At 64.6% G+C, this 24,032-nt stretch carries 30 protein-coding genes and 1 tRNA gene; 27 read left to right on the forward strand and 4 right to left on the reverse strand.

Going from position 1 to position 24,032, the window contains the following annotated elements:
* Positions 1-141 precede the first annotated feature (141 nt).
* On the forward strand, positions 142-1,677 hold the full coding sequence (locus ACIA75_RS10615) for an aldehyde dehydrogenase family protein (protein ID WP_397102285.1): 1,536 nt from the start codon (positions 142-144) through the stop codon (positions 1,675-1,677).
* 120 nt (positions 1,678-1,797) lie between these two features.
* On the opposite strand, the gene ACIA75_RS10620 is transcribed toward ACIA75_RS10615, so the two are convergent.
* Positions 1,798-2,475 carry a VTT domain-containing protein gene (locus ACIA75_RS10620; protein ID WP_397103443.1) on the reverse strand — a complete coding sequence of 226 codons (678 nt, stop codon included), beginning with the start codon at positions 2,473-2,475 and terminating at the stop codon, positions 1,798-1,800.
* A 126-nt stretch (positions 2,476-2,601) separates the two neighbouring features.
* Entirely contained in the window at positions 2,602-3,117 is a 516-nt protein-coding gene (locus ACIA75_RS10625) for a hypothetical protein (RefSeq protein WP_397102287.1), read from the reverse strand.
* A gap of 157 nt (positions 3,118-3,274) precedes the next feature.
* Here ACIA75_RS10625 and ACIA75_RS10630 point away from each other — a divergent pair, with 157 nt between their 5' ends.
* Positions 3,275-3,559, forward strand: a complete 285-nt coding sequence (locus ACIA75_RS10630) for a hypothetical protein (protein WP_397102289.1) — start codon at positions 3,275-3,277, stop codon at positions 3,557-3,559.
* Positions 3,560-4,079: 520 nt separating this feature from the next.
* On the opposite strand, the gene ACIA75_RS10635 is transcribed toward ACIA75_RS10630, so the two are convergent.
* Positions 4,080-4,529, reverse strand: a complete 450-nt coding sequence (locus ACIA75_RS10635) for a nitroreductase family deazaflavin-dependent oxidoreductase (protein ID WP_397102291.1) — start codon at positions 4,527-4,529, stop codon at positions 4,080-4,082.
* 144 nt (positions 4,530-4,673) lie between these two features.
* Between ACIA75_RS10635 and ACIA75_RS10640 the strand changes: the two genes are divergently transcribed.
* The 24 genes from ACIA75_RS10640 to ACIA75_RS10755 all read left to right on the forward strand — a co-directional run bounded on the left by ACIA75_RS10640 (position 4,674) and on the right by ACIA75_RS10755 (position 22,863).
* A tRNA-Ile gene (locus tag ACIA75_RS10640) sits at positions 4,674-4,747 on the forward strand.
* A gap of 97 nt (positions 4,748-4,844) precedes the next feature.
* A complete protein-coding gene (locus ACIA75_RS10645) occupies positions 4,845-5,777 on the forward strand; it encodes a tyrosine-type recombinase/integrase (protein ID WP_397102293.1) in 933 nt (310 codons plus the stop codon).
* Positions 5,778-5,847: 70 nt separating this feature from the next.
* Positions 5,848-6,699 carry a hypothetical protein gene (locus tag ACIA75_RS10650; protein WP_397102295.1) on the forward strand — a complete coding sequence of 284 codons (852 nt, stop codon included), beginning with the start codon at positions 5,848-5,850 and terminating at the stop codon, positions 6,697-6,699.
* A gap of 135 nt (positions 6,700-6,834) precedes the next feature.
* Complete coding sequence (locus ACIA75_RS10655) at positions 6,835-7,491, forward strand: GntR family transcriptional regulator (RefSeq protein ID WP_397102297.1); 657 nt, start codon at positions 6,835-6,837, stop codon at positions 7,489-7,491.
* Between the two features lie 178 nt (positions 7,492-7,669).
* Positions 7,670-7,882 (forward strand): DNA-binding protein, encoded by a 213-nt coding sequence (locus tag ACIA75_RS10660; protein ID WP_397102300.1) that lies wholly within the window; start codon positions 7,670-7,672, stop codon positions 7,880-7,882.
* A gap of 417 nt (positions 7,883-8,299) precedes the next feature.
* Positions 8,300-8,650 (forward strand): hypothetical protein, encoded by a 351-nt coding sequence (locus ACIA75_RS10665; protein ID WP_397102302.1) that lies wholly within the window; start codon positions 8,300-8,302, stop codon positions 8,648-8,650.
* On the forward strand, positions 8,647-8,970 hold the full coding sequence (locus ACIA75_RS10670) for a hypothetical protein (RefSeq protein ID WP_397102305.1): 324 nt from the start codon (positions 8,647-8,649) through the stop codon (positions 8,968-8,970). Before ACIA75_RS10665 ends, ACIA75_RS10670 begins: the two co-directional genes overlap by 4 nt.
* Positions 8,971-8,972: 2 nt before the next feature.
* Complete coding sequence (locus ACIA75_RS10675; RefSeq protein ID WP_397102307.1) at positions 8,973-9,383, forward strand: RRQRL motif-containing zinc-binding protein; 411 nt, start codon at positions 8,973-8,975, stop codon at positions 9,381-9,383.
* A 128-nt stretch (positions 9,384-9,511) separates the two neighbouring features.
* Positions 9,512-9,742, forward strand: a complete 231-nt coding sequence (locus ACIA75_RS10680) for a hypothetical protein (protein ID WP_397102310.1) — start codon at positions 9,512-9,514, stop codon at positions 9,740-9,742.
* Positions 9,739-10,557: a hypothetical protein gene (locus ACIA75_RS10685; RefSeq protein WP_397102312.1), complete on the forward strand. Its 819-nt coding sequence runs from the start codon at positions 9,739-9,741 to the stop codon at positions 10,555-10,557. The genes ACIA75_RS10680 and ACIA75_RS10685 overlap by 4 nt, the downstream gene beginning before the upstream one ends.
* The gene (locus ACIA75_RS10690) at positions 10,551-12,668 is read left to right on the forward strand and encodes a hypothetical protein (protein ID WP_397102315.1); all 2,118 of its coding nucleotides are present in this window, start codon (positions 10,551-10,553) and stop codon (positions 12,666-12,668) included. Before ACIA75_RS10685 ends, ACIA75_RS10690 begins: the two co-directional genes overlap by 7 nt.
* A 20-nt stretch (positions 12,669-12,688) precedes the next feature.
* Complete coding sequence (locus ACIA75_RS10695) at positions 12,689-13,186, forward strand: hypothetical protein (protein ID WP_397102317.1); 498 nt, start codon at positions 12,689-12,691, stop codon at positions 13,184-13,186.
* A 5-nt stretch (positions 13,187-13,191) separates the two neighbouring features.
* Positions 13,192-13,881, forward strand: coding sequence for a DNA methylase (locus ACIA75_RS10700; RefSeq protein WP_397102319.1), 690 nt, complete (start codon positions 13,192-13,194; stop codon positions 13,879-13,881).
* Positions 13,882-13,953: 72 nt separating this feature from the next.
* Complete coding sequence (locus tag ACIA75_RS10705; RefSeq protein WP_397102321.1) at positions 13,954-15,729, forward strand: hypothetical protein; 1,776 nt, start codon at positions 13,954-13,956, stop codon at positions 15,727-15,729.
* Positions 15,726-16,721, forward strand: a complete 996-nt coding sequence (locus tag ACIA75_RS10710) for a hypothetical protein (protein ID WP_397102324.1) — start codon at positions 15,726-15,728, stop codon at positions 16,719-16,721. Before ACIA75_RS10705 ends, ACIA75_RS10710 begins: the two co-directional genes overlap by 4 nt.
* Positions 16,718-17,089, forward strand: coding sequence for a hypothetical protein (locus ACIA75_RS10715; protein ID WP_397102326.1), 372 nt, complete (start codon positions 16,718-16,720; stop codon positions 17,087-17,089). The genes ACIA75_RS10710 and ACIA75_RS10715 overlap by 4 nt, the downstream gene beginning before the upstream one ends.
* Complete coding sequence (locus tag ACIA75_RS10720; RefSeq protein ID WP_397102328.1) at positions 17,086-17,922, forward strand: DUF2637 domain-containing protein; 837 nt, start codon at positions 17,086-17,088, stop codon at positions 17,920-17,922. The genes ACIA75_RS10715 and ACIA75_RS10720 overlap by 4 nt, the downstream gene beginning before the upstream one ends.
* A 33-nt stretch (positions 17,923-17,955) precedes the next feature.
* A complete protein-coding gene (locus ACIA75_RS10725) occupies positions 17,956-18,408 on the forward strand; it encodes a hypothetical protein (RefSeq protein WP_397102330.1) in 453 nt (150 codons plus the stop codon).
* Between the two features lie 1,448 nt (positions 18,409-19,856).
* Positions 19,857-20,039 (forward strand): hypothetical protein, encoded by a 183-nt coding sequence (locus ACIA75_RS10730; RefSeq protein WP_397102332.1) that lies wholly within the window; start codon positions 19,857-19,859, stop codon positions 20,037-20,039.
* Between the two features lie 60 nt (positions 20,040-20,099).
* Positions 20,100-20,258, forward strand: a complete 159-nt coding sequence (locus tag ACIA75_RS10735; protein WP_397102334.1) for a hypothetical protein — start codon at positions 20,100-20,102, stop codon at positions 20,256-20,258.
* A gap of 288 nt (positions 20,259-20,546) precedes the next feature.
* Entirely contained in the window at positions 20,547-21,662 is a 1,116-nt protein-coding gene (locus tag ACIA75_RS10740) for a TIR domain-containing protein (protein ID WP_397102336.1), read from the forward strand.
* A gap of 56 nt (positions 21,663-21,718) precedes the next feature.
* A complete protein-coding gene (locus ACIA75_RS10745; protein WP_397102338.1) occupies positions 21,719-22,207 on the forward strand; it encodes a DUF4231 domain-containing protein in 489 nt (162 codons plus the stop codon).
* A gap of 102 nt (positions 22,208-22,309) precedes the next feature.
* A complete protein-coding gene (locus ACIA75_RS10750; protein WP_397102340.1) occupies positions 22,310-22,546 on the forward strand; it encodes a hypothetical protein in 237 nt (78 codons plus the stop codon).
* Between the two features lie 23 nt (positions 22,547-22,569).
* On the forward strand, positions 22,570-22,863 hold the full coding sequence (locus tag ACIA75_RS10755; protein WP_397102342.1) for a hypothetical protein: 294 nt from the start codon (positions 22,570-22,572) through the stop codon (positions 22,861-22,863).
* Positions 22,864-23,133: 270 nt separating this feature from the next.
* Here ACIA75_RS10755 and ACIA75_RS10760 read toward each other — a convergent pair whose 3' ends face one another.
* Entirely contained in the window at positions 23,134-23,418 is a 285-nt protein-coding gene (locus ACIA75_RS10760) for a hypothetical protein (protein WP_397102344.1), read from the reverse strand.
* 36 nt (positions 23,419-23,454) lie between these two features.
* On the opposite strand from ACIA75_RS10760, the gene ACIA75_RS10765 reads away from it, so the two are divergent.
* On the forward strand, positions 23,455-23,964 hold the full coding sequence (locus ACIA75_RS10765) for a YncE family protein (protein WP_397102346.1): 510 nt from the start codon (positions 23,455-23,457) through the stop codon (positions 23,962-23,964).
* Positions 23,965-24,032 lie beyond the last annotated feature (68 nt).

Consider the following 24,032-nt stretch of genomic DNA (forward strand, 5'->3'; position numbering starts at 1 on the left):
CGTTTGATAGTTCGGGCTCGTGTCTCGGCCGGGTTTCGGTGGCACGCATGGGTGAACCCCGGTGCGTGGCTTGCGGCGATGACGTAAGCTCCGAATTAAAGTAGAACCTGTTCCAATTCCTCTCGGTGAGGAGAGATCACCATGGCCATCGTTGAACAGCTGGAGCCGACAACCGACGGACGCCGCCGGCTCGAGCTGCGCAGCCCCGCGACCCGTGAACGCGTCGGCGAGATCGAGGTGAGCACGGCCGACGATGTCGCCGCGGCGCTGGCCACGGCCCGCGCCGCGCAGCCCGGCTGGGCCGCCCGGCCGGTCAAGGAACGCGCCGAGATCATCCGCAACGCGGTCTCGGTGCTGCTCGCCCGGCGCGACGAAATCGTCGAAACGGTCATGCAGGAGACCGGTAAACCGCGGGTCGAGGCATTGGCCATCGAAATGGTGCCGGCCTGCGATTTCCTGAACTATTGGAGCGGGCGGGCCCCGAAGGACCTGGCCGACGAGAACCGCCGCCTGCACGGCTACATGCTGCCGCTGAAGAAGCTGGTCATCAACTATCAGCCGCTCGGCGTCGTCGGCGTCATCACCCCGTGGAACGGCCCGTTCATCCTCTCCCTGAACCCCATCGCGCAGGCGCTGCTGGCCGGTAACTCGGTGGTCCTCAAACCGTCCGAGGTCACCCCGCACTCCGGGGAATGGGCAGTCAAGGTGCTGCACGAGGCCGGGGTCCCCAAGGATGTGCTGCAGGTCGTCCACGGTGACGGGGAGACCGGCGCCGCGCTGGTCAACGGCGATATCGACAAGATCTCGTTCACCGGCAGTGTCGGCACCGGCAAGAAGATCGCCGCGGCCTGCGCGACCCGGCTCATCCCGTGCACCCTGGAACTCGGCGGCAAGGACGCGATGATCGTCTGCGCCGACGCCGACCTGGATCGCGCCTCGCTCGGCGCGGTGTACCTGTCGATGTTCAACACCGGGCAGGTCTGCGTCGGTGTCGAACGGATCTACGTCGTGGAGAGCATCGCCGACAAGTTCATCGAGGAGGTCCGCAAACGGGCCGCCGAGGTCACCTACGGATCCTCCGGCAAGGACGTCGGCCCGCTGTTCTGGGACCGCCAGCTCGAGATCGTGGAGAAGCACGTCGAAGACGCCAGGTCCAAGGGCGCCACCATCCTGCTCGGCGGTGAATCCGATACCGCCGAGGGCGTGTTCTTCAAGCCCACGGTGGTCGTGGACGTCACCCACGATATGGACATCATGCAGCAGGAAACCTTCGGCCCGATCGTCGCCATCATGCGCGTGCGGGACGAAGAGGAAGCCGTGCGGATGGCCAACGACTGCCAGTACGGGCTCAGCGGCAGCGTGTTCACCAAGGACAAGGCCAAGGTCGTCCGGCTCGCCAAACAGCTGAAGACCGGGTCGGTGGTGCAGAACGACGCCTCGGTGATCTACGGCGTCGCCGAAGCGCCGTTCGGTGGCCGCAAGGACAGCGGGATGGGTCAGGTGAACGGGCGCGAGGCGCTGCGCGGCTTCGCCCACCCGCAGCCCGTGCTGCTGGACCGGTGGGGTCTGAAGAAGGAGAGCATCTGGTACCCCTACAGCGAGGCCACCGCCGCCACGCTGGAGAAATCCATCGCCACCCTGTTCGGAAACAAGTTCGTCCGCCGCCTGGTGCGCTGAGGTCCGGTCCGGCCGCGGGACGTTCCAGCGGCCGGAAATCAGGCGCTGTGCAGGCAACGCGGCCGGCCGGATAACCGGCCGGCCGCGTTGTTGTGCCGCTGGTGCGGAAAGAACCGAATGTCAGGCGGCCGGGTGGTCGACCGGTTCGTCGCTGTCCGCCGGGGTGGAGCCGCCGGCGCGTCCCGCGCGGTACCGTTTGACCACCTCCCACACGATCGGCAGCACCGAGACGGCCACGATCAGCAGGAAGATCAGGTCGACGTTATCGCGCACGATCTCGATCTGACCCAGCAGATAACCCAGCATCGTCACCCCGGCGCCCCACAGCACACCGCCGAGCACGTTGTAGGTGAGGAACACCGAATACTTCATCTTCGCCGCACCCGCGACCACCGGCGCAAAGGTGCGCACGATGGGCACGAACCGGGCCAGCACGATGGTGATCGGTCCGTGCTTCTCGAAGAACGCGTGCGATTCGTCGATATAGGACTTCTTGAAGATCTTCGCGTCGTTGCTCTTGAACAGTGCCGTCCCGCCCCGGGAGCCGATCAGATACCCGACCTGGTCGCCGGCGATGGCCGCGATCGGGATCAACACCAGGAGCACCCCGATCGGTGCGAACGGTTCGATTTCGGTGGATTTGGACGCGGCGATGAGTCCCGCTGTGAACAGCAGTGAATCTCCGGGCAGCAGCGGAAACAGCAGGCCCGATTCGATGAACACCACGAGGAGCAGACCCAGTAGCACCCAGGTGCCGAACGAGTTGAGCAGATTCACCGGGTCGAGGAAACCCGGCATCAGGGCAAGTTCGGTGGTGACCGCTGCGGCGGCTGAGTAACTCACCCAGCCGAAGATACCGCAGCAGAATACGCCGCCCGTTTCCGGATTGCCCGTTTCGGGCGTTTGTAGCGGATCGGTAGCCGATCAGTCCTCGTGCGCACGCTGCCGCAGTGTGGCCTCGATCTCCGCGACCCGTTCCGCCGGAATACCCCACGGGCTCGCCAGCCCGAGGCGGGAATCCAGGTCCCACAGCACGCACTCCTCGCCGGGCCGGGCGACCAGCGACCATGCGACGACGGTCCGGCCGAGCTGGCCCGCCATATCGCTGTGACCCGAACCGGCCGGTTCGGCACCTTCCGGGTGGTGGTGCAGGAACCGGCCGTAGGCACTGTCGCAGAAGTCGGCGTACCGCCGGGTGCACAGGATGAAACCGTGCCACGCCTCGTCGACTGCCCGCGACGGCATCCCGATCACCTGGCCGTCGGCCAAGGCGGGACCGCAGCAGCGCAACCACTGGCGGAGACCGGTGGCGACGAGTTCGCGTGGTTCCCAGGGGCAGGTCTTGTAGATCGCGTCGGGCAGCTCGAGGTCGCGGACCGTGCGTTCCACGGCGGCGGGGTCGATCCCGCGGTGACGCCGGGACGGGGCGAAGGTGAACACAGTGCCATTATCCGGATGTTTTTCGCGGCCTTTGCGATTCGGCCGATTCCTCCTGCGCACAGGGTGCGGAGGCTCGGCTGCGAGCCCGCACCGACAGCGCCGTGTCGATGTTCGGAAGTCCTTGGGCGCCGGATCGATTCACCGGTACCGTGGAGTGATGGATGTGGGAGGAATTCTCGTTCTGTTGTTCTTCGGTCTGCTCTGCGTGGGCGCCATCGTGGGGATCGTCCTCGCGATCGCCAAAGCGGGTTCCGGCGGAAACAGGCGGGCGCGGGGCGGTTACTACTCGGGCGGCGCCAGCGGTTCCGGCAATTGGAGTTCCGGTGACGGCGGTTCGAGCGGCGGCAGCGGTTGCGGAGGCGGCAGCAGCTGTGGCGGGGGCGGCGGCGGTGGCGGCGGGGGTGGTTGCGGCGGCGGTGGCGGCGGTGGTGGCGGCGGCTGACCGGCCCGCCATGCCATCGGTTGCCGCGACCGGTTCTCGGCCCGGAAAGTGGATGTAACCTCAGGTTGCGTGTAACATTCGGGTCGATTCGGCCGGGATGCGTTGAGAGTTCTTGCGGGCGGGGTCGGGCGGATGCAGTTCCGGTGCTTCCGATTTCGCGGAGCTGGGAAGGCTATCGGCCGCACCTTTTATATCAATTTGATATAAGATGAAACCTCACTTTTTCACAGTCTCTACTGTGAGAAGTGAGATGTGTGCCAAATTCTCCCGCTGACGCCTGCGTTCTGCGGAGAATATAGATTCACATATGAATCTCGTTCCGGATGAACATAATTGGCGGACGCGCCGTAGGCCGATCTCGGGTGCAACGGCACCCTGCCCTGGTTACTGTGCGTGCCGTGGTTACCGCATTGGTAGTACTCGCAATCCTGATTCTCGTTGCCTCCGTCGTCCATCTCGCCAGCCGGCCGCCGGAGGACGTCGTATCGCGCAGAACACGGGCGCGGGTCGGATCGGAAAGCTACTCCGACTGATTCGTCCCACTCGCGGGCGACAGCACCACCACCGCAATCGGACGCCGGGTCTTCTTCTGATATTCGCTGTACCGGCCCCGATTCACCCCGTCCACCAACTCCCAGCGGCGCGTGTATTCCGGATCTCCGGGCAGGGTAGCCCGGGCAACGACCGGAATCGCGCGCCGCCCCACTTGGATCTCGCACTCCGGCCGCGCCTTCAGGTTCGCCAGCCACCCCGGCGGCCGCGGCGACCCGCCGTTCGACGCGGTCACCAGAAAATCCGCCCCATCCTTCGCATAGGTCAGCGCGGAGGTCCGCGGCAGCCCGGTCTTCCGCCCCACGGTCCGCAGCAGCAGGGTCGGATTCCCGAACAGCAACCGGTGCCCCACGAACCCGCCACTCTTCTCGTAAACCCATTGATGCACGTGCAGTGCCCGCACGAACAACCCGGCCACAAACCCCTCCTCCACTCGGCAACGCCCCCACCCTAACGACCGGGCCCCACCACAGCACTCCGCCGCGAACCACACCCCGCCTGATTGGCCCCCCGCCCAGCCGACCGGGTACCATCCCACTCCTGCGGCCCCTGGTCGCAACGAGGGGCGGTAGCTCAGTCGGTTAGAGCCGTGGACTCATAATCCATTGGTCGTGGGTTCGAGCCCCACCCGCCCCACAAACACTCTCTCACCTGCGGATATGTGAATCTTTCGAGAGGTTTCGATCTAGAACAGCGCTTCTAGACGAATAGATTATGGAGTAGGCTCGCAGCTGTGGGCGCCATCGATCTGGACGATATCCGCGAACTCGTCGAGGACTTTGCTACCGAACTCCGTCGGAAGAACCGAAGGCCGAAGACCCTTGAGGTGTACCGCCTCCATGTCGGGTACTTCGCCGAATACCTCCTGGAAGAAGCCTTGCCCACGAACGCTCCCGACATCACCCGGGAGCACATCGGCGGCTACATCGAAAACCTTCTTCAGCGCACCAATCGCCGGACAGGCGAACCGCTGTCACCTCAATACGCCCGCAGCCAGTACCGGAGCTTGCAGCAGTTCTTCAAGTACCTTGCTGCGGAGGAGGTCATCACTGCGGATCCGTTCGACAAGATGTCTCTTCCCGATGCGCCGGACAAACTGATCCCTGTTCCGTCGGTCGAGTCATTGCGGACCCTATTAGAGGAGTGTGCCGGCACTGATTTCGAATCAAGGCGAGACAACGCGATCATCAGGCTCTTCGCCGACACCGGGTGTCGCTGCGGCGAAGTCGCCGGTCTGAACGTCGACGATCTCGATTTCGAGGAGGACACGGCACTGGTCATCGGCAAAGGTGGCAGGCCGCGGTCGTCACCCTTTGGCGATAAGACCCGAATCGCCTTGCGCCGGTATCTTCGCGCTCGCGCGCAGCACACCTTCGGATCGAAGAGCGACAGGCTTTGGCTCGGCAGACAGGGCCCGATGACTGATCATGGAGTTCGCCAGATGCTGGAGCGGCGCGCCAAGGCGGCTGGCATCGAGCACATACACCCACACATGCTGCGGCATTGGTTCGCGCACAATTGGCTTGCGAATGGCGGCCAGGAGCAGGATCTCATGATGCTCGCGGGCTGGCGCTCGCGCCAGATGCTCGATCGCTACGGCAAGTCGGTCGCTACCGAGCGCGCGAAGTCGGCGCATCGCCGCGCGCGACTCGGCGACAAGCTGTAGGCCCCGGCGGCGCCTCGGCTGTGGGACGTTCGGGTCTCTCGATAGGCTCGCAGAAGGCAAAATGAAATTCATGACCGAATTCGTGCTCACACAAGAACGCCGCGCCGAGCTGGGCTCACTCCTAGATGACGAATCGAAGTTTCAGGCCGACTACCCGAAGGTCGCCGACTATCTGACTATGGCCCCTGGGCTCAGCGGGACCGGCGATGAGGGCGTGGACCGAGCCTTCGATGTGCGGTTGTTGCACTTCATGACCGGAGGGGAGAGCGCGAACCCGTACTGGGACATTGTCGGCCCGCTTGTCAACGTCGGGCCTCCAGAACGTGGAGGTCGGCGAGAAGTGAACGGTGGGCAGTCGAATGGTTCCGCCCGGCTGGCCTATGCGCAGATGCTTCTGCAAGAAGCGTATGCGTACGCCATTCCCTCTCCGGCGACCGTGTCGTGGATTGCCACAGCCTGTGATGGAACAGGAGTGATCGAGCTCGGCGCCGGCCGAGGGTACTGGGCCCAGCTTCTTAGCGACAGCGGCCTGGACGTACTCGCCTTCGACTCAGAGCCGCCAGGGGCGGCTCAGAACGTCTCGTTTCCTGACGCTTCTGGAGTTCGCGACACTTGGCATGCTGTGGATGGTCTTGACGATTTCGACCGTGTGGCGGAAGCCGGCGAGCTATCGCGCCGAACGCTGTTCCTTTGCTGGCCTCCCGGATGGGGCGATGCAATGTCGCACGAAGCGCTGGCCAGATATGCGGCGGCCGGCGGCCGGCGGGTGATCTATGTCGGCGAGCCGAAGGGTGGAAAAACGGGGTCCGATGAGTACTTCGACATGCTCGATCGAGAGTGGCGTCTCGAAGACCGTGACCAGTCGTTCGTCAGTTGGTGGAACCTGAACGATCGGGCCGAACTTTGGGTACCGCGCACGTAGGTCCGTTGCGAGATCTCGTTACCTGAGGCTCGACGACGAGAGATCGATCGACCGGTACATTGCGTATACGCAGGTTGTGGGTCGCGGGCAACTGGTACTGGAAGGGATGGGTTCACCATGGCTGAGCCAAGGTACGTGCAGATCGCGAACAAGTATGCAAGGGAGATTCGCCGAGGCGCGCTACCGCCGAACACCCGGCTGCCAAGTTATGCGGATATAGCCCGGGAGAACAATGTGTCCGAGATCGTAATCCGAAAGGCTGTAGGCCAGCTGAGCCGCTGGGGTCTCGTGAAGACAGTCGAGCGCCGCGGGACCTATGTTGTCCCGCAAGCCACGCTGACTCGGTTGGCACCCGAACGTCAAATGGAAAGCCCTGAAACCACCTACGGCAACGAAACGGAGGACGCGGTCACCGTTGATCGCGAGATCGAGCGCCTCGATGCTACCGCCGAACTTGCCAACGCTTTTGACATCGAGGTAGGCGACGAGCTTGTCCATGTGATCACGCGTGCTGCCGAGGCCGGTAATCCAGTGTCGGTCTCGGACACCTATCACCTGCCGGATCAGGAAACGCCGGACGCAGCGGTCCTTGAGGAAGTGCTGGCCGAACGTGTTCCTTCGGAACGCCATGCCGATTGGCTCGGTCTCGGGGAAGGCGATCCTGCCACCACGGTCCGCCAACGGTTCCTCGGTGTGGATGACCGTGTGCTCATGATCTCCGACGTGTCGTATCCACCTGGCCGGTATCAGGCGTTCTCCTTCCGCATGTCGCTCAACCCAGAGGATCCATAACCGCCTTTGACGCCGATCCGTAGGTCTGCGTCTGGTCCCTGAGGGCCTGGTCAGCATCGCTGACCAGGCCCTTTGTTTTGCCCGAGCTCCTGCGTATACGCAAACCTTGTGCGTATACGCAACTGCGTATACGCTGCGTGTGTATACACAAGCACGATGCGCTGAAGGAGCTGCATTCATGAACACAGAGCAAGGTTCAGCACCCAGTCAAACGCTGATAAGCCTGCGCGATGCCGCGCAACTTGCTGGGGGAGTGCACCCGACGACAGTTCGTCGGTGGGTCGACTCCGGCTTGCTCGACGGCTACCAGGTTGGACCGAGGCTGATCAAGGTTGATCGCGTACAGGTCCTGGCACTTGTCCGCCCGCTCGGCGAGGGCGGCGCGGCATGAGTACTCCAACGGAACGGGCGCTGCGCGCTCGTATCGCCGCACACGAATCGTGGGCTAGGACCCCCGACCGCGCTGCCCGCACCGCAAAGGCCAGAACCGCGATGGCGAGCAAGTTCGACCAGCTTGTTGACCCCGATGGGCTCTTGAGTCCGGAGGAGCGCGCATACAGGGCCGATCAGGCACGGAAAGCGCACTACACGCGGTTGGCGCTCAAATCCGCCCAGTCTCGCCGGCGCCGCCAAGGCAAGAGCCGGAAAGGTGGTGACTGCTGATGCGTGCCCGGACGTTCGGTATCGCGATTGCGGCGGTTTCGGTCGGCTTTTTGGTGTTGACGGCGCCGGAGGTTGTGGGGTTCACGGTGATGCTGCTGGGCGCTATCGCGTTCTGGCGGATGCGCCCTCGGAAGGGGGTGCGGCGATGAGCGTCGAGCAGGAGCGAGAGCCGTTCAACGATCCGGCGGAGTTGCTGGACGAGTTGGACACGCTCATCTCGGAGCAGCAGTCATTGCGGCTGCGCGCGGCGGCATTGTCGGCGCGGTATCGGGAGTTGGAGCAGTTCGGCGACCGGTTTGATAAGCCGGGTGATCTGTTCCCCGAGGAGTTCGGCCGGATCAACGTCGAGTACGCGGTCAAGTACCTGGATAGCGCGGTCAAAGACGCTGAGGGACTGCTGAAGTACTCGCTTCGTCCGGCTCGCGGTCTTGCTGAGAAGGTGCGCGTGTACCCGCAGCTCGACCAGCCCGAGATTGATCGGGGGCGGTCGCGGTGAGCGGGTACGGGTATGGCCGTGCGCAGGACGGCCCGTCGCATTTCGAGCGTGTGCGTGGTCATCAGGCGTTTCACAGCATGGCCGGGCCGGAGTTCATGGGTACGGGTGCGGTGTTCGCGCCGATCCGGGCCTTGCCGGTGACGGGTCAGCTGATGGCGTGGGCGGTGCTGATCCTGATCGGGATCGGTGGGTGCTCGATTGCGTGGGTCGACCAGCAGTCCTATGTGCCCTCGCCGAACATCTGCCGGGCACACGAGACGGCCCGTACGGATTGCGTGCAGCCCGATCGGCCGGCGCCGTCGGTGGGGGTGGGGCAGTGACCATGTCCGAGCAGCAGCTGCGGGACGGGATTCCGGTGTTCGCGTGGCGGTGTGCGCCGTCGCATCTGCGGACCCGTCGCCAGCTGGCGGCCGAGGGTCTACGGCCGAATGGGCAGGACATCGCGGCTCGGTTGGAGCGTCCGCGTCGTCGGGGTGAGCCGTTGACGGCCTACCTCTACGACGTCCGTCTTGCTGCGGCGAAGCGGGAAGCGTCCCCGGCTCAGCTTGAAGCGCTGGCGCGGGCGACGCGGGAGCGGCAGATGCGGGCAGCGGAGCGCCGCGGCATCGACCGGGCCGTGCTGGAGGCCGAGGTCGATCCGGGTCCGGCCTGGGCGAGTACGGGCAATGCGTTCGCGGGTTTGTCGGCGAATGCGTTCGCGGCAGGTCAGGAGCGTAAGGGGCTGAGCCGGTGAGCCGCCGCCAGCCGAAGCCGAATCCGGTCCGTGAGCAGTCCCAGGCTCATGGGCAGTGGATGGTGCCGGTCAGCGAGTTGCCGCATTTGGCTAAGGCCGCGGCACGGCGCGGTGAGTCGGATCGGAAGGTGCTGGTTGACCTTCCGGCGCCGCAGCAGGTCCGGACCCCGGGTGGGTCGGTGGGGCAGTGGCTGGGGTCGGGCAAGGCGTTGCCGCCGGTTCCGCCGCAGTACCTGACCGAGGCCGATATCGCCGCCACCGAGCCGGCCAAGCAGAAATCCCAGTCCAGCAATGCGTTCGCGGGTCTGTCGACCAACGCGTTCGCGGCTGGGTGTGAGCAGAAAGGAATGAGTCGATGACAGGTCACCGTTTGGGCCCGCTCGATATGACGGTCTTGACGATCCTGGCCGAGCAGTACGGCGCTCCGTCGGATCGGGTAGCCCGCATGTTGGGCACGTCGATGAAGAACGTGTACCACAAAACGGCCAAGTGGCGTGCGGCGCATATGGTGTCGAACCTGCGTATCCGGCCCGTGCCGGGTCCGATGTGGGTGTTTCCCACCCGGTCTGCGACCGAGGCGCTGTTGCCGTTCTACGCCAAGTACTGGACTCCGACCCCGAAGATGGCCGCGCACGTGTGCACGGTGCTGGATGTGCGGTTGGCGCTGGTCGGGCTGGATCTGGATCGGTGGGTTTCGGAGCGGGAGTTGCGGGCTCAGTTGGGTCCGACGAAGCCCGGTGTTTCCCGTCCGCATGTCCACGATGGCCGGTTTCTCGATAGTGAGGGTCGGTGGTGGGCGGTGGAGGTCGAGATGACTGCGAAGAACCAGGCGGCTGCTCGGGTGGCGGTGGCGAAAGCGATCGCGGAAGCAGGGTCCGCGGAGTGCGCGGGTGTGCTCTACATCTGCGCTGATCCGGTGATCGTGAGCAAGTCCGGCACCGAGACCGATCGGCGTAGCGAGGAGATCCGCAATGTGGTCTGGTCTGCGGTGGAGCAGGTGCTGACGGGTGCGGAGAACGAGCCGAAAGTGCGGATTCTGGGTCTGTCGGAAGTGCTGCCCGAGCAGAAGACCGATACCGCCGGGGCCGTTGTTCGGCCCGGTCTGACTGTGATCGAGGGCGGAGCCTCTGATCACTCCGGCCAGGCCGCCACCGGAAAGGCGGTGTCGTGGTGAGCATCGAGTATTTCGCGCAGGCCCCGGAGCCGGAGTGCACACCGATCATCACTCCCGATGATTGCGGCCCGTTTGTCACCTCGATGCCGGGCGTGCCGGTCGATCCTGCGGAGAAGTCCCAGCCGCAGGGCGATCCGATGCCCGAGATCGGTCCGTCGTTGCCCGGGATCGATCCGGACGGCGAGTGGTTCTCGTGGTTGAACCTGCCGGATTGGACCTGGGACGGCGTCGTCGACGGCACCGTGATCACCGCGACCGGCCTGGTGTTCGTGCTGGTATTGACGCTGTTGCTGCTGGTTCCCGGCATCCAGTTGGCGTGGACACCGGCCAAGGCCCGGAACTGGACGCTGGCGTCGCTGGTGGCGTTGCCGGGTGGGGCGATCGTGTTCGCCGGGCTGGACCCGATGGCCCCGATCGAGCAGTTCGGCGACGGCGCGGCGGAACTGCTGGCCGGTTCGCCGGTGCACGGGCTGTTGTTGATGGCGGTGCTGTTGGTGCCGGCGTCGTGGATCGCGGCGACCGCGGCGATCACGAACCGGCGGGTGAAGGCCGCCACGAACGGGTTCCAGTCCCCGGCCCGCACCGAGCGGGTGTTGTGGGCGCAGGCGCAGCGGGAGCAGCGGGCCGCGGCCCGGCTGTCGCGCTACCGGCTGCCGTTCACGACCGGCGGTTTGGACCCGCACCCGGTGTTCGGCCGACTGGCACGGGAGGAGACCCAGGCCCCGCCCACGAGCCGGTTCAAGGCGCTGACCGCGCGAACCGAAACCCGCCTGATTGTGCCGTGGATCAACATGCGCGAGCACATGGTCACGGTTGCGTCGTCGGGTAAGGGCAAGACCACGTTGATGTTCCGGGCGATCCTGTCCTGGTATGTGACGGCGTGGCTGCGGCATCGGCAGTGGTGGCGGCGCGATCGTCCGGGTCGGCCGTTGGCGATGGTGATCGACTGCAACGGCGGCCCGGAGTCGATCAAGGCGGCGCATGAGCTGGAGCGTTGGATGCTCAAGCTCGGTGTTCCTCAGCAGCGGATCGGGATCTTCCCGTACAACTGCCAGTTCGATTTGTGGCGGATGAACCGCGACGATATGCGCTCGGTGCTCTCGGCGATGGTCTCCGGCGGCGCCGCGCCGACGACCTCGACGGAGAAGTATTTCCACGAGGGCCGGGAGAACCTGATTCACCTGGTGGTGGATGCGCCGGCGAAGGTGGTCAACCGGGAACCGGTAGGGGAGAACCCGCCTCGGTCGTGGATGGAGTTCCTGTCGCGGTTCGACCCGCAGGTTCTGGCGAAGTTGTGGGGCGGGGTGTTCGATCCGGGCCGGGGTGGCTGGACCGGTGTGGTCGGTGCGGATCAGAAGATCGCGGCCACCATGCAGGGCGAGCAGCCGGTGCTGCCGTCCACGCTGGCGGAGTTCTCGAACCTGTATCGGCTGTTGGGTGATGCGTTCGACGGGGACAAGCAGCTCACCGACTACGACTGCTTGTATGTCGTGCTCGACGGTGTGACCGCACCGGACCGGGCCCGCAGCCAGTTCGGTGCGCTGGGGTGCCTGTTCGAGCAGCTGGCCGACAAGGACCACGGCCGCGAATCCCTGCTCGCTGTCGACGAGTTCTCGGCGGTGTCCGATGGCAAGACGCGGGCGGACAAGTGGGTGATGCGGCTGCGTAAGGCCAAGATCGGCACCTGGTGGTTCGCCCAGGACTGGAACGGTCTGGGCTTCGACGACGAGCAGCGCGAATCGCTGGTCGGCGCCGGCTCGGGTGGCGCGGTGATCGGTGGGCACCAGTTCAGCGAACGCATCGCCCAGGCGTTCGGGACGAAGAAGGGTTTCGACCTGTCCCGCAAACTGGTCGGCGGCTCCGTCGCGGGTGATGAGGGCAATATCCAGGCCCACGACAAGCACCTGATCGACCCGAACCGCATCCGGCGCATGGGCAAGGGCGAGATCGTGCACGTCGCCAACGGCCGCGCCCGCTGGGGCCAGGTCTCCCCACTCGACCAGGCCACCTACGAGGCCCTGCGTCCACTGCCGGGCTTGGACCGATTCACCGAACCCGAACCCGAACAGGTCGCGCCCGTGATCGACCTGGTCAAACGCCGCCCGGCCTGACCCGAAAGGAGACACACGTCATGGCCATGCCCAATTTCAACCCCGAAGACCACGGCGAAGAGATCACCGCCGCATCCGCCGCCCGCCGCGCCCATGAGGCCGATGTGCTGGCCGCGATGACCGCGGACCTGGAAAACACCCCGGCCGCCAAACTCGCCCAGCAGTTGGTGCCCGTCGTCCCCGACGGTGGCGCGATCGGCCGCCAGCTCGAACCGCATGTGAAGAAGGTCGCCAAAACCCGTGAGGGACTGAGGATCTGGGCTCCCGCGATCGGTGCGACCGGCGCGTTCGGTGTCGCGGTGATCGTGCTGCCGGTGACCGGTCCGCTCGCGATCTACGGGGCGGCGCTGGTCGGGTTCGGCTGGTGGCATTCCGCCGGCCGACCCGGACCGGTCGCCTCGATCCAGATGCTGTTCTACACCGGCGCCGACGCCCTGGCCCGCATCCGGGCATGGGTCGCCCGATTGACCGCCCGCCGCGCAGCCCACGAGGCCCGCCGCACCGGGCAGGAGCAGTGAGCGTCATGACAGTTCCCGTGCTCCGCCGCCCGCGGTTGTTGGATGCGTTCTGCTGCGCCGGTTCGGCCAGCGTCGGCTACGAACGGGCCGGGTTCGACGTCGTCGGCGTCGATATCGTCGATCAGCCGAACTACCCGTTCGAGTTCCACCTCGGGGACGCGATCGAGTTCATCCGCGAACACGGCCACGAGTTCGATTTCATCCACACCTCTCCGCCGTGCCAGGCATCGTGCACGTTGACCCGGGGCACGAACAAGGGCCGCGTCTACCCGCAGCTCATCCCGCAAACCCGCGCCGCGCTCGCCGCGGTCGGGGTGCCCTCGGTGATCGAGAACGTGATGGGCGCCGATATCCGCCGCGACCTCGTGCTCTGCGGAGAAATGTTCGGCCTCGGCGTCATCCGACACCGCGCGTTCGAACTGTCCGGTTGGCGCGCGGTGCAGCCGGCCCACCGCCGCCACCGCGGCTATGTGCGGGGCTGGCGCCACGGCGTCTACCGCGACGGCCCCTACCTCGCCGTGCACGGCCAAGGCGGCGGGAAAGGCTCGGTCGCCGAATGGCAGGCCGCGATGGGCATCTCCCACACCGATGTCCGGCACGAGATCGCCGAAGCCATCCCACCGGCCTACGCCGAGCACATCGGCGCCCAGGCCCTGAGCCACCTCACCGCCAACACCGCAGCCAGGAAGGGGTGATGCACCGACAGAAACCCCCAGAAATTCCCCGCGAATTCCCCGAGAAAACCAGACGGAAAAGGAGCACTGAAAATGTCTGAACGCCCTGTTGAGGACGAGATTATGGACGAGGCCCGCAAGTTCGGGCACAGCATGGCGCAGTTGATGCGCATGCACGCCCAGGCCCATGGGTGGTTGGAGAAGCGCAAGGTGCGCCGCGAGATCAGCCTGACCCTGCGGCAGCAGCGCCGCAGCGAGCAGGCCGAGCGGGTGCACCACAAGGCGTGGACCGCGCAGATGATCCACCGCTACCAGATCGCCGCCCAAGCCCGGTACGAGCGGTGGACCGACCCGAACACCACCTTCGAGCAGCGCCGCCGCGACGATGCGGCCGCGATCCGGCATATCGAGGATCTGCGGGAGCGGATCGTGGGCAATACCCGACTGACCGAGGTGGAGCGCGGGATCGCGCTGGATTGCCTGGAATCGGCGCGGATGTGGCCCTACAAGAAGGATCGCACCCCGGAGATGCTGGCCCGCGCGCCGAAGGTCCGCGGCCTGGACGCTCTGCGGTACCGGGCCCGGCTGGCCCGGGAAACCGACTGGATCCAGCGGCGACGGTTCGAACGCGAGACCGCGCAGCGAGATCGAGGCATTGCCGCCGAGCGGCAGGAACCCGTCTGGCAGCAGCAAAGCCAGTCGCAGCAGGTTGGACAGGAGATTCCGCGACCGACCGGGGAACTGGACCTCGCGCAGAAAGACGCGGTTCAAAAGATCCGGCACGCCGTGCTGGAAAACCAGCCCGATCAGCTCCGGGCGGCGGGGGACGCCGCGGTCCGGGTCGGGTTGACCCCGCAGCGGGTGCAGTGGGAGATGCAAACCGCGGAGCAGAACTCGAAGTACGTCAGCGAGGTCTCCGCACTGCGGAACGGCAGCATCACCACGTGGCGGACCTATAGCCCGACCGAGGCCGAGGCAGCGCAGTGGGCGGCCCACAACACCCGCACAGGGAACTGGCTGCCAGGTGTGCAGCTCAAGGCCACCACCCGCGAACGCGGCAACCAGGTACCGATCCGGCTGTCCGACGGCGGGGTCGAGCACGTCACCACCCGCACCACGGAGTGGGCCCAGCCCGCACAGGCGGCACAGCGGGCGCAGGGCCGCGGCGAGGACGAGCTGGAGTCGCTCAAGCAGCGGCATCGCCTCTCGATCGAGCACAACGCCGATCTCGCGGACCAAAACGCCACCTTGACCCGGCGGTTGACCGCGCTGCGGACCGAGCGTGACGAGCTGGTCAAGGAGCGCAACCGGTACAAGACCGAGCGCGACGAGTCGGTGCAGAAGCTCGCCGAGCGGACGCCGGCCGCGCAGCGGTTCGGTAGTCAGCAGCGGCAGCACGCCGAGAAGACTCGGAATCATCCTGGTCCTGGTCTCAAGGTTCCGCAGTCGGTTCAGGAGGCCACTTTCGCGGGCCAGCAGCGAAGCACCGAAGAAATCTCGCAGATGAGCGAGGTCCTGGCGGCCAATCGCGGCTTTGACCAGCCCGTGAAATCGGCGGCCGTCTGGGCGATGGTCCGCGAGATCACCGACCGCACCCCCGACTCCGTGCCGCAGGCCGAGTTCGACACCAAGCTCCGCAGCGAGTTCGGCGACTGGTGGTTCAACGGCGGCTCGAAAGAGTACGCGGCCGAACAGGAACGCCAGGAGCAGCAGCGCGAGCGCGAGTCGCGGGTCTTCGCAGCAGGCAACCGGAACGGCACCGAGGTCGTAACCGGCGCGGCCGACCAACAGCACACCAGCAGCGCGTTCGCCGGTTTGTCGACCAATGCGTTCGCCTCCACCAGCAACCGGAAAGGAATGAGCCGATGACCGGCACCGAGCACAACCAGCAGGATGCCCGCCCGGCCGATCCCACGGGCCCGCAGTACTACGCCGCCCGCGGCGCAACCAGGAAAACCGAGCAAGAAATGCGCGCCGACTACACACGTGCCGCACAGTTACGCCGCGAGAGCCTGCGCGCCGAAACGGTCGAACAAGTCGGGCAACTCTTCGACCAAGCGAAACAGGTCGAAGACCGCTGGTGGAACCACGAGTCGCCCGCTGTGCGGGCGGACTGGGACTATCTCGACGATGCCTACCACGACTGGCGCCACAGCGCCGGAACGATGGAGCGGCTGTACGAGCAGGTGATGATCGACCGCGTCGACGGTGTCACTTCGGGGATGAGCGAGGTGCAGTGGCGGTCTCAGCGGCAGGCCCGGGAGATGGCCGGCCATGGACGGTGGGCGCAAGCTCAGGAAGCGTTCGGTGCCCGGCCGTGGAATATCCACCCGGTGGACCCGCGTAGCGCGGAGCACTGGGCGCACCATTCGGCGAGCCCGGGCGAACAGCTGATGCGTGGCGACTTCGCTCAGGTCTACCTGCTGGACCGGCGGCGTAGCGACACCTACACCGACCGCGAGTACATGCAGGTCACCGAGATGATGTACACGGTCAGCGAGCCGTGGGTAACGCGCAGCGACGAGTTCGGCGAAACCTGGCGGGACATGCGGCGCATGTCCGCTCGCTACAACGAAGCACGCAGCGAAGAGGCCATGGACCAGCTCGCCCAGCAGTACCGGTCTATCGCCCGCGATCTCGGCGAACCGATGTTCAGCCGCAGCGTCGAGCAGGTCCACCAACTGGGGACATCGTCGCTCGCGGCGGAACTCGATGCGGACTCCAGCCGCAACCCGTCAGCGCCGGTGTCATCAGCTCGCGCAGCGGCGCGGACTGCTGAACTCGCGCAGGACAACGCGTTCGCGGGTCTGTCGACCAACGCGTTCGCGGTTGGGCGTGAGCAGAAAGGGATGGCGCGATGACCGCCACAGAGATCCGTCAGCAGTCCCAGGCTGACGGATTTACCCCGCTGCGGCCCTACGGCCAGCCCACCACTGTCAGCGACCTGGAGGCCCAGTTGGTCACGGCGAACCAGCGCGCGGCGGAGCTGGAGGAGAAGTTAGCGGCCGTGACCGCGGAACTCGATGCGGCCGAGCATCGGGCCGCGGTGCTGGAGGACCGTAACCGGGAGCTTGCCAGCGATCTTGATGACGCGCTGGATCTGGCGTCCGAACACGCCCTCGATGCCGATCACGAGCGGCTGGCCCCAGCACCGCGTTACTGCGACAACGCGTTCGCGGGCCTGTCGGCCAACGCATTCACCCACAATCGAGGAGGTATCCAGCGATGAGCGACACCCTGTCGCCCCCACTGCCCGCCGCGTCGCCGAGCGTCGCCGCACCGGCCGGAACCGGCCACCCGGTGTCGCTTCAACCGGCGGGCACGGCGTGGAACGTTGCCGAAGTTGTCGCCTTGCTGTCGCTTGCGGCGGTATCGATCGCGGCGTTCTCGTGGTCGGCGATCGCGCTGCACGGGGTCGCGATGATGGCCGGCATCCCGTCCGGGCTGGCGTGGGGCGCCCCGGTCATCGTGGACGGGCCGATCTTGCAGGCCGCGTTCGCGCTCGTGGCACTCAACCGGCGCGAGCAGGCCGGGGTGCGGATTCCGAAGGCCACTCGCCGGTTCTTCTGGGCCGAACTCGCCGCCGCTGAGCTGCTGTCTTTGCTCGGAAACGGCGTCCACGCCTGGACCGCGGACGGGCTGAAACTGCCGCAGTTGGCCGCTGCCGCGGTCGCGGGGGCGGCACCGGTCGCCGCGCTCGCGGTCACCCACGCACTGACCGCACTGATGGAGGTCCCCCGCGCCCCCGAATCGGCGGCAACACCAGCTGTCGCCAAGACAACACCGGGCGACACCGGGGCGACACCAGCCGACATCGAGGCAACAGCCCCCGAATCGGAGGCAACACCAGCCGTCGCGGACGCGACACCCGACCGCGACGCCGAGATCTGGCGACTGCACAAACAGGGCCTGTCGTACCGCGAAATCGGTCCGATCGTCGGTCTGCACTTCGGCACTGTCGGCAAGATCGTCGCCCGACTCAAAGCCGAAGACGACACCGTCACCGTCGAACCGCTGGCGCTGCCCGCGGCACCCGAAAACGTCCGGCAGCTCGCCGGATAACCCCACCCATCAAGTAACTAAGGAGTAACTGTCATGTCGTGGATTATGACCGATGAGCCCAAGGTGATCCGTTCGGCGTTCGGCAAGAACGACGAACCCGGCACCACCGTGGCCGGCCTGGTGATCTCCCAGGAGCTCACCGCCCAGAAGGACCCGAAGACCGGAAAACCCAAGATGCGCAACGGGAAAACCGTCCCGCAGCTGGAAGTGGTCATCCTGACCCAGGAGAAGACCGACCCGGACGACGACGGCGCCCGGAAGCTGTTCGTGCGCGGCAACCTTCAGAAGGCGATCAAGAAGGCCATCCTCGCCGCCGGCGACGACGACCTCCGAAACGGGTCCCGGATCACTGTCCAGTTCACCGGCACCGGAACCGCGTTCAGCGTCGACTACGCACCGCCGAAGCTCTATCGGGCCAAGTACGAACCGCCGAACGAGGACAGCATCGCCGAAGTGGCGGCCTACCTCGGCCAGGACGACGAGTAACCGTATCGGGTCCTGACCAGTAAGAAAGCCCCTGCCGAGTCCCAGTCGGCAGGGGCTTTCGCATGTCCGGAACCGGACGAACCGGCCGGACACAATCATTGTCGACCCACGACCGGACCGCAACGACCGCGGGTCTTTCTGCTCCTGGTGCGGGGCGCGTGCGCCCTTCCCGGGCAGGCCCCCGGCCTGCCCGTTAAAGCCTGAGCCTTCGCGCGTAGAGGCTCCGGGGTCAAGGGTGGCCGCAGGCCATCGCCGCAGGCGACGCGAAGCGCCCTTGAGGCTGGAGGGGCGCGCGAACACAATGCAGGCGCCCCGCACCAGGAGCACGCGGCCGGCAGGCCGCGCACGGCGCCGCAGGCGCCGAAACAGCTCAGGCAGGCCCTGTTCGAGAGTGAGAAAAAGCGGCGAAAACACAGGGAATCGTGGACACAACTTGTGTCCGTAATTCTCACCCCTGCCTGCTCCCCCTACCGGCCCCTGACCTGCATGGACGACGCTTCGCGCCGTCGGATCTCCTCACCTCCTCAGTCCCACATCTCATACCCACTACGTGAAACGGGCATGAGATGTGGGACTGAGGAGGTGAGGAGATCCAAAAGAATTCAGTTCAGTAAGTAGGGGGAGCAGGCAGGGGTGAAAAGACAAAAGACTCGGGTTGCGTTGGGTGGGTATCGGTGCGTTGGGTGCGTGGTGGCGTTGGCATACGATCCGACGCCGGAGGCGTCGCTTCCAGCTGGTGACGTCGTGGCCGGATTTGGCGGTCTACAGATCGGCCGGCTAGGTGAGCGCCGGCGTGGTCGAGTGCCTGTGACGTATCGAGGGTGGCACGAGCGCGCGGGCGCACTCGTGCGCAGCCTTCGGCTGCGTGCCCCTGAGTGGAGGCGCCTGCATTGTGTTCCCGCGCCCCTCCAACCTCAAGGGCGCTTCGCGTCGCCTGCGGCGATGGCCTGCGGCCACCCTTGACCTTGGAGCCTCTACGCGAGAAGAGCAGGCGTTGAGGGGCAGGCCGAGGGCCTGCCCCGGAGTCGGCGCAAGCGCCTCCACTCAGGGGCAAAAGACCCGTCACCCCGGCGGTTTGCCCGTTTTGCGGCCCGGTGGGTGCCGTGTAGACAGACCTATGCCGTTTCCTATCCGCCTTCGACATGCCTATGAAGGAGCTCGCTGATCCGGAAGTGTCCGGCGCACCACTGGCACCGAGATCGGTCTCCCGTATGATGTGTGGCTGGTTGCATCCGAGACTTCCCTCTCGGGCGCGTCAAACCCGCGACTCCCTGGGCTGCGACCATCTACTTGGGTAGGTGGCACATAGGGATTGCCGACCAGGCGGTGTTGAAATACCTGGGTTCTGGCCCCGAAGAACTCCATATCCCAGGTGACGACCACAGCGAGCGCGGATGCAACCAGTCTCACCTCTATTCGGCGTGCTCAGCGCCGGGAAGAGGTCGATCATGTCGGTCATTTTGTGGAGTGTGCCGGTCGGCGTCGCGATCCTGCTCGCCCTTTATGCCGTTTCGGCGGGTTCTGCGTTGTTCTGGCCGGACGCCGATCGCCGCAGGGAAGCCATGAAGGTCATGACGCTGATCGGAAAGTTCATCGTCGCCTTGGCGATCGCATTGCGATCCGGACGCTAGTGTTCGTGCGGGTGAGGGCGGGCGTGTGCCCGCTCTCACCCGTGTCGGAGCCATTGGTTGATGACGATGATCTGGACGGTGGCCTGGTACAGGAAGGCAAGTTTGCCGTATGTGGTTGTCATGGCTGGGTTTTCCCTCAACTTTGCCGATGTCGCAGTCGATGGCGTGACGGTCCTTGTATCGCTGGGTCTTGAACGCCGGTGGCCGGCCGATATGTGAGCCCTTCTTCTTCCGAGCGGCGGCGTCGGCAAGTCGGTTGCTGCGCCACCCTTGACGCCCGGCGTCCGTGTGATCGGGCAGCTCCAGGCCGACCGGAGAGACACGCCCACCACGCCGGAACTCGCGCTCCACTGCCGGTGTCTGCAGCCTGGTGGCTGCGCGCGGGGACGGCCCCGGACGCCGCCGCTCTCACCGCGGAGGCAGGCGCTCCCAGAGAGCTGGGGTGCGGATCCTGCGCTTGGTGGGTCTACCGATGACTGTGCTCCGGCCGTGCTGCATCATATGACAATGACTTTGGTGCCGAGCGGCTTCTGGAGCTATGCGCGGGTAGACGATGAATCTACCGATGGACACATAGAGCGGCTAGCGAAACAGGTGGCCAATGCTTTCAGGCTCCTAACAGGCGAGCCTCTGGATCTATTTTTCGATCGTGAAAGTATCCAGTGGGGTGATGCCTGGTCAGAGAAAATTGTCGATTTTATTCACGGGACCACCTTCTTTATCCCTATCATCACTCCTTCTTACCTGCGCAGCTCCGCTTGTCGGGATGAATTCATAATATTTCACAGTAAAGCGAAGCACTCGAACCTGGAGGAGCTCCTTCTTCCGATCGTGTATGTGCCTGTAGGTTTCGATCCTGAATCGGACGATGAAATAGTTGCCACTATTAGTAAAACTCAATGTGAGATATGGGAAGAAACTCGGCTGGAAGACGAGAGCTCTAGTGTCTATAAAAGGGCTGTGCATTCACTGGCGCGCCGACTGAAGGATATCGCGGACGCGGTCGAAAAGAAGCCGGAAATAGCTCCTGGTGAAATTGCACCTGCAAATTCCGGCATTGGCGATGGTGATGAAGATGCGCCAGGTTTGCTTGACGAAATTGCGAATATGGAGAGCATGCTAAATGCATGGAATATATCCATTGAGCATATGACTGATGCTATGACGAGGGTTGGGAGGGCAATGGAGGATTCCCAGGCGGGGTTTGACTCTTCTTCCAAGTCTAATTCGATGGGGCCCCGGATAGTTGCGCTCCGTAAAGCTTCTGAAAAGCTCGACGGCCCGGCCACGGACTTCTATAGTGCTGCGGAGGCGTACAAGACTGGCACCGCAGGAATGGATCCTGGAGTGAATGCTCTTATTCAGATGGCTGACTATTCCTCTGATGAGGACCGCGCGCAAATTGCGGATCTGGCGGATACTATTCAAGGTATTTACAATACTGTAAATGAAAGTCTCGCCGATTCTGGCGAATTGTTGGAGAATCTGAAGGCGATGGGAAAAGCCAGCCGTGACATGAGAGGTCCAACCTCGAAAATAACCTCTGGACTTCGGATGATAGAAGATACTCAGACCTTCCTATCGAACTGGGCTAGTTCATTGAGGGCTGTATCTGAGAACTAGCCTTTGGGAAACGGCTAGAAATTTACACTCTGCGAAGAATGATAGGTTGGCGGTAAGTGACTCCTGAGGAACGCTCGCGGGATAATTCCGGGTATGTATCCGGATTGGTGGACAGCTCCTATGATTGGTACAAGTCTGCGGCAAAGAAGGCGCGGACCTTTCATCGGCTGTCCGAAGTTCTCCTACTTCTCGGGTCGGCGGCAATACCGGTACTTGCCGTTATGATTCCAGGTAATACAGTCATTCCTGCGTCGATAGGAGGTTTGCTTGTTGTCATTACAGGCTTAAGGTCCTCATTTCACTGGCACGATGACTACCTGAGATTTAGTCAGGCCCGGGAATCCGTCGAGGCTGAGCGTCGCTTATATCGGACGGGTGCTCCTCCGTACGGCGATGCCGCTACAAGGGATCAGATGCTTGCGCGCGTTCTCAGTGAAATAGAGCAGAAAGAAATGGGAGTGTGGCTACAGATGGCTGGATCTAGGAATGAGCCAACTGAGCTCGGCGTTCCCGTGGTCGACCAGCCAGGTGCGAGATTAATCTAAGACGGCACGGTTAGCCTGCTATTCGCTACCGGATTATCTCGATCTTGCTCGAATTCCGGGGCTCCGCCCTTCCGTACCGCCACCGGCGGTATGATCGAGCGCATGGCTGGCCGTAAGACATCGGTATCGTTCGATGAGGAAACCCTGGAGATCCTCGCTCGCCGGGCGGCGGAAGAGGATCTGGACCGCTCCGCGTACCTCGCGCAGTTGGTCCACCGCGACGACCTGCGCCGCCGGATCGCCGCTGACAGCGCCACCCTGAATGCTGCCGGGTATACACCCGATCGCGCGTCGGCATTATCGGCGAGCCTGATCATGCAGCGCCGGGCCGCTGGCTGATGGCTTCACCCAGGTTCGGCGAGGTGTGGAATGCCCCGTCCGGCTCGGTGCTGCCCGGCGGAATGCTGTGCCTGATCGTCAGCTCCGATGACTACCACCGCATCCGCCGTCAGTACATCATCGTCGAAGTGGTCAGCGAACCACTGTCCGGTGACGCAATCCTTTGCGACCTTGGCGCCGTGGGTACCGCGCTTACCGGCGCCCCGTTCACTGTCGGGCCGAGTTGGTTCGCCGGTGCTGACGAACCGATCGCCACCCTGGATGAATCGACCGCGCGTCGAGCGGCTGATCAAATTCGAGCCATCCTCGGCCCGTGAATTGGACCAATAGATTATGGTGAAGCGCTCGCTGACCAGCAGGTTTTTTGCAGGTCGGCACAGCGCTGACAGTGATTGAACTCATAATCCATTGGTCGTGGGTTCGAGCCCCACCCGCCCCACAAATAGCGCTTGAGCTGCGGAAATGTCAACCCCGACTCCGGATTCTGTCCAGCGCAGCGCTTCGTCGGCAATGTATTTTCCGGTAGTTCTCATCCGTGCGTGAAGGCTCGTGGCGCGCTATGCCAGGAACGCGCGGCTGCCACCGTGTCAGCCCCAGGTCCCAGGGGTGCGGGCAGGAACAGTCAGTTCGGCGACGACGCCGTAGTGGTCGCTCGCTTGAACCCCATCTTGCGGCTGGGCACCGATGAGGTCGACAGACCGCACCTCGAGCGTGGGCCCGAAGCTCCTGCCTCGCACCATCACGTAGTCGATGCGCCGTCCGGCGGCGGAGAACATGTCGCCGCCGGCTACCAGCGGGTTGTCCGGGGTGAAGGTATGCCCGGGATCGTTGGGTCGCAGCACTTCCCATGCGTCGTGATAGCTGACGCTCACTCGATGTACGACATTGTGGCTCGCCAGGAGATCGCTGTGAGTATCGAACTCGGTGTGGCCGACGAGATGATCAGCGATGCCGTTCTCACCGCCGACGGCCACCGGCTGTATGTTGCGGTGCACGACTTCCTGCAAAAAGCGGGCGCGATCGTGGTGCTGGATGCCTCCACCTTGACCGAAGTGCAGCGACTGCCCGGCACACCGGACACAACCTTCCTGGCGGGAGCCCCGGACAGCCGGTATGTGTATTCGGCGCGGCGGGACTACCCCGATTTCGGGCTGCACGCCTTCGATGTCACGAACGGCTCCGATACCCAGCTGCTAAATGTGGTGGGCGAGGTCCACGACCTGGCTGTTTCACCGAGCGGCCGATTCCTCTTCGTCCTGCGCGAGGACGGGCTCGGGCCCGACGTTTCTCGGGGGCTGATCACGGTGTTCGATGCGCAGAGCCGGACGGCGGCCGCACAGATCGACGTTCAGTTCGCCGCCGGTATTCTCGCAGTTTCTCCTGATGGCCGGCGTCTACATGTGGGATCAGGCATCTAACCCACTACGGCGGGTGGTTCACCACCTTTGATATCGGCGAGTACCGGTAGCGCGACGCAAGGGCGGTG

Source organism: Nocardia sp. NPDC051750, from assembly GCF_044453135.1.
Lineage (GTDB): Bacteria > Actinomycetota > Actinomycetes > Mycobacteriales > Mycobacteriaceae > Nocardia.

What these genes read in the sequence shown, in the direction of transcription:
- ACIA75_RS10615 (WP_397102285.1), top strand. Translation starts at nt 142, where the DNA reads ATGGCCATCGTTGAACAGCTGGAGCCGACAACCGACGGACGCCGCCGG.
- ACIA75_RS10620 (WP_397103443.1), bottom strand. Translation starts at nt 2,475, where the DNA reads ATGCCGGGTTTCCTCGACCCGGTGAATCTGCTCAACTCGTTCGGCACC.
- ACIA75_RS10630 (WP_397102289.1), top strand. Translation starts at nt 3,275, where the DNA reads ATGGATGTGGGAGGAATTCTCGTTCTGTTGTTCTTCGGTCTGCTCTGC.
- ACIA75_RS10650 (WP_397102295.1), top strand. Translation starts at nt 5,848, where the DNA reads ATGACCGAATTCGTGCTCACACAAGAACGCCGCGCCGAGCTGGGCTCA.
- ACIA75_RS10660 (WP_397102300.1), top strand. Translation starts at nt 7,670, where the DNA reads ATGAACACAGAGCAAGGTTCAGCACCCAGTCAAACGCTGATAAGCCTG.
- ACIA75_RS10665 (WP_397102302.1), top strand. Translation starts at nt 8,300, where the DNA reads ATGAGCGTCGAGCAGGAGCGAGAGCCGTTCAACGATCCGGCGGAGTTG.
- ACIA75_RS10675 (WP_397102307.1), top strand. Translation starts at nt 8,973, where the DNA reads ATGTCCGAGCAGCAGCTGCGGGACGGGATTCCGGTGTTCGCGTGGCGG.
- ACIA75_RS10685 (WP_397102312.1), top strand. Translation starts at nt 9,739, where the DNA reads ATGACAGGTCACCGTTTGGGCCCGCTCGATATGACGGTCTTGACGATC.
- ACIA75_RS10695 (WP_397102317.1), top strand. Translation starts at nt 12,689, where the DNA reads ATGGCCATGCCCAATTTCAACCCCGAAGACCACGGCGAAGAGATCACC.
- ACIA75_RS10700 (WP_397102319.1), top strand. Translation starts at nt 13,192, where the DNA reads ATGACAGTTCCCGTGCTCCGCCGCCCGCGGTTGTTGGATGCGTTCTGC.
- ACIA75_RS10705 (WP_397102321.1), top strand. Translation starts at nt 13,954, where the DNA reads ATGTCTGAACGCCCTGTTGAGGACGAGATTATGGACGAGGCCCGCAAG.
- ACIA75_RS10710 (WP_397102324.1), top strand. Translation starts at nt 15,726, where the DNA reads ATGACCGGCACCGAGCACAACCAGCAGGATGCCCGCCCGGCCGATCCC.
- ACIA75_RS10715 (WP_397102326.1), top strand. Translation starts at nt 16,718, where the DNA reads ATGACCGCCACAGAGATCCGTCAGCAGTCCCAGGCTGACGGATTTACC.
- ACIA75_RS10720 (WP_397102328.1), top strand. Translation starts at nt 17,086, where the DNA reads ATGAGCGACACCCTGTCGCCCCCACTGCCCGCCGCGTCGCCGAGCGTC.
- ACIA75_RS10725 (WP_397102330.1), top strand. Translation starts at nt 17,956, where the DNA reads ATGTCGTGGATTATGACCGATGAGCCCAAGGTGATCCGTTCGGCGTTC.
- ACIA75_RS10730 (WP_397102332.1), top strand. Translation starts at nt 19,857, where the DNA reads ATGTCGGTCATTTTGTGGAGTGTGCCGGTCGGCGTCGCGATCCTGCTC.
- ACIA75_RS10735 (WP_397102334.1), top strand. Translation starts at nt 20,100, where the DNA reads ATGACGATGATCTGGACGGTGGCCTGGTACAGGAAGGCAAGTTTGCCG.
- ACIA75_RS10740 (WP_397102336.1), top strand. Translation starts at nt 20,547, where the DNA reads ATGACTTTGGTGCCGAGCGGCTTCTGGAGCTATGCGCGGGTAGACGAT.
- ACIA75_RS10750 (WP_397102340.1), top strand. Translation starts at nt 22,310, where the DNA reads ATGGCTGGCCGTAAGACATCGGTATCGTTCGATGAGGAAACCCTGGAG.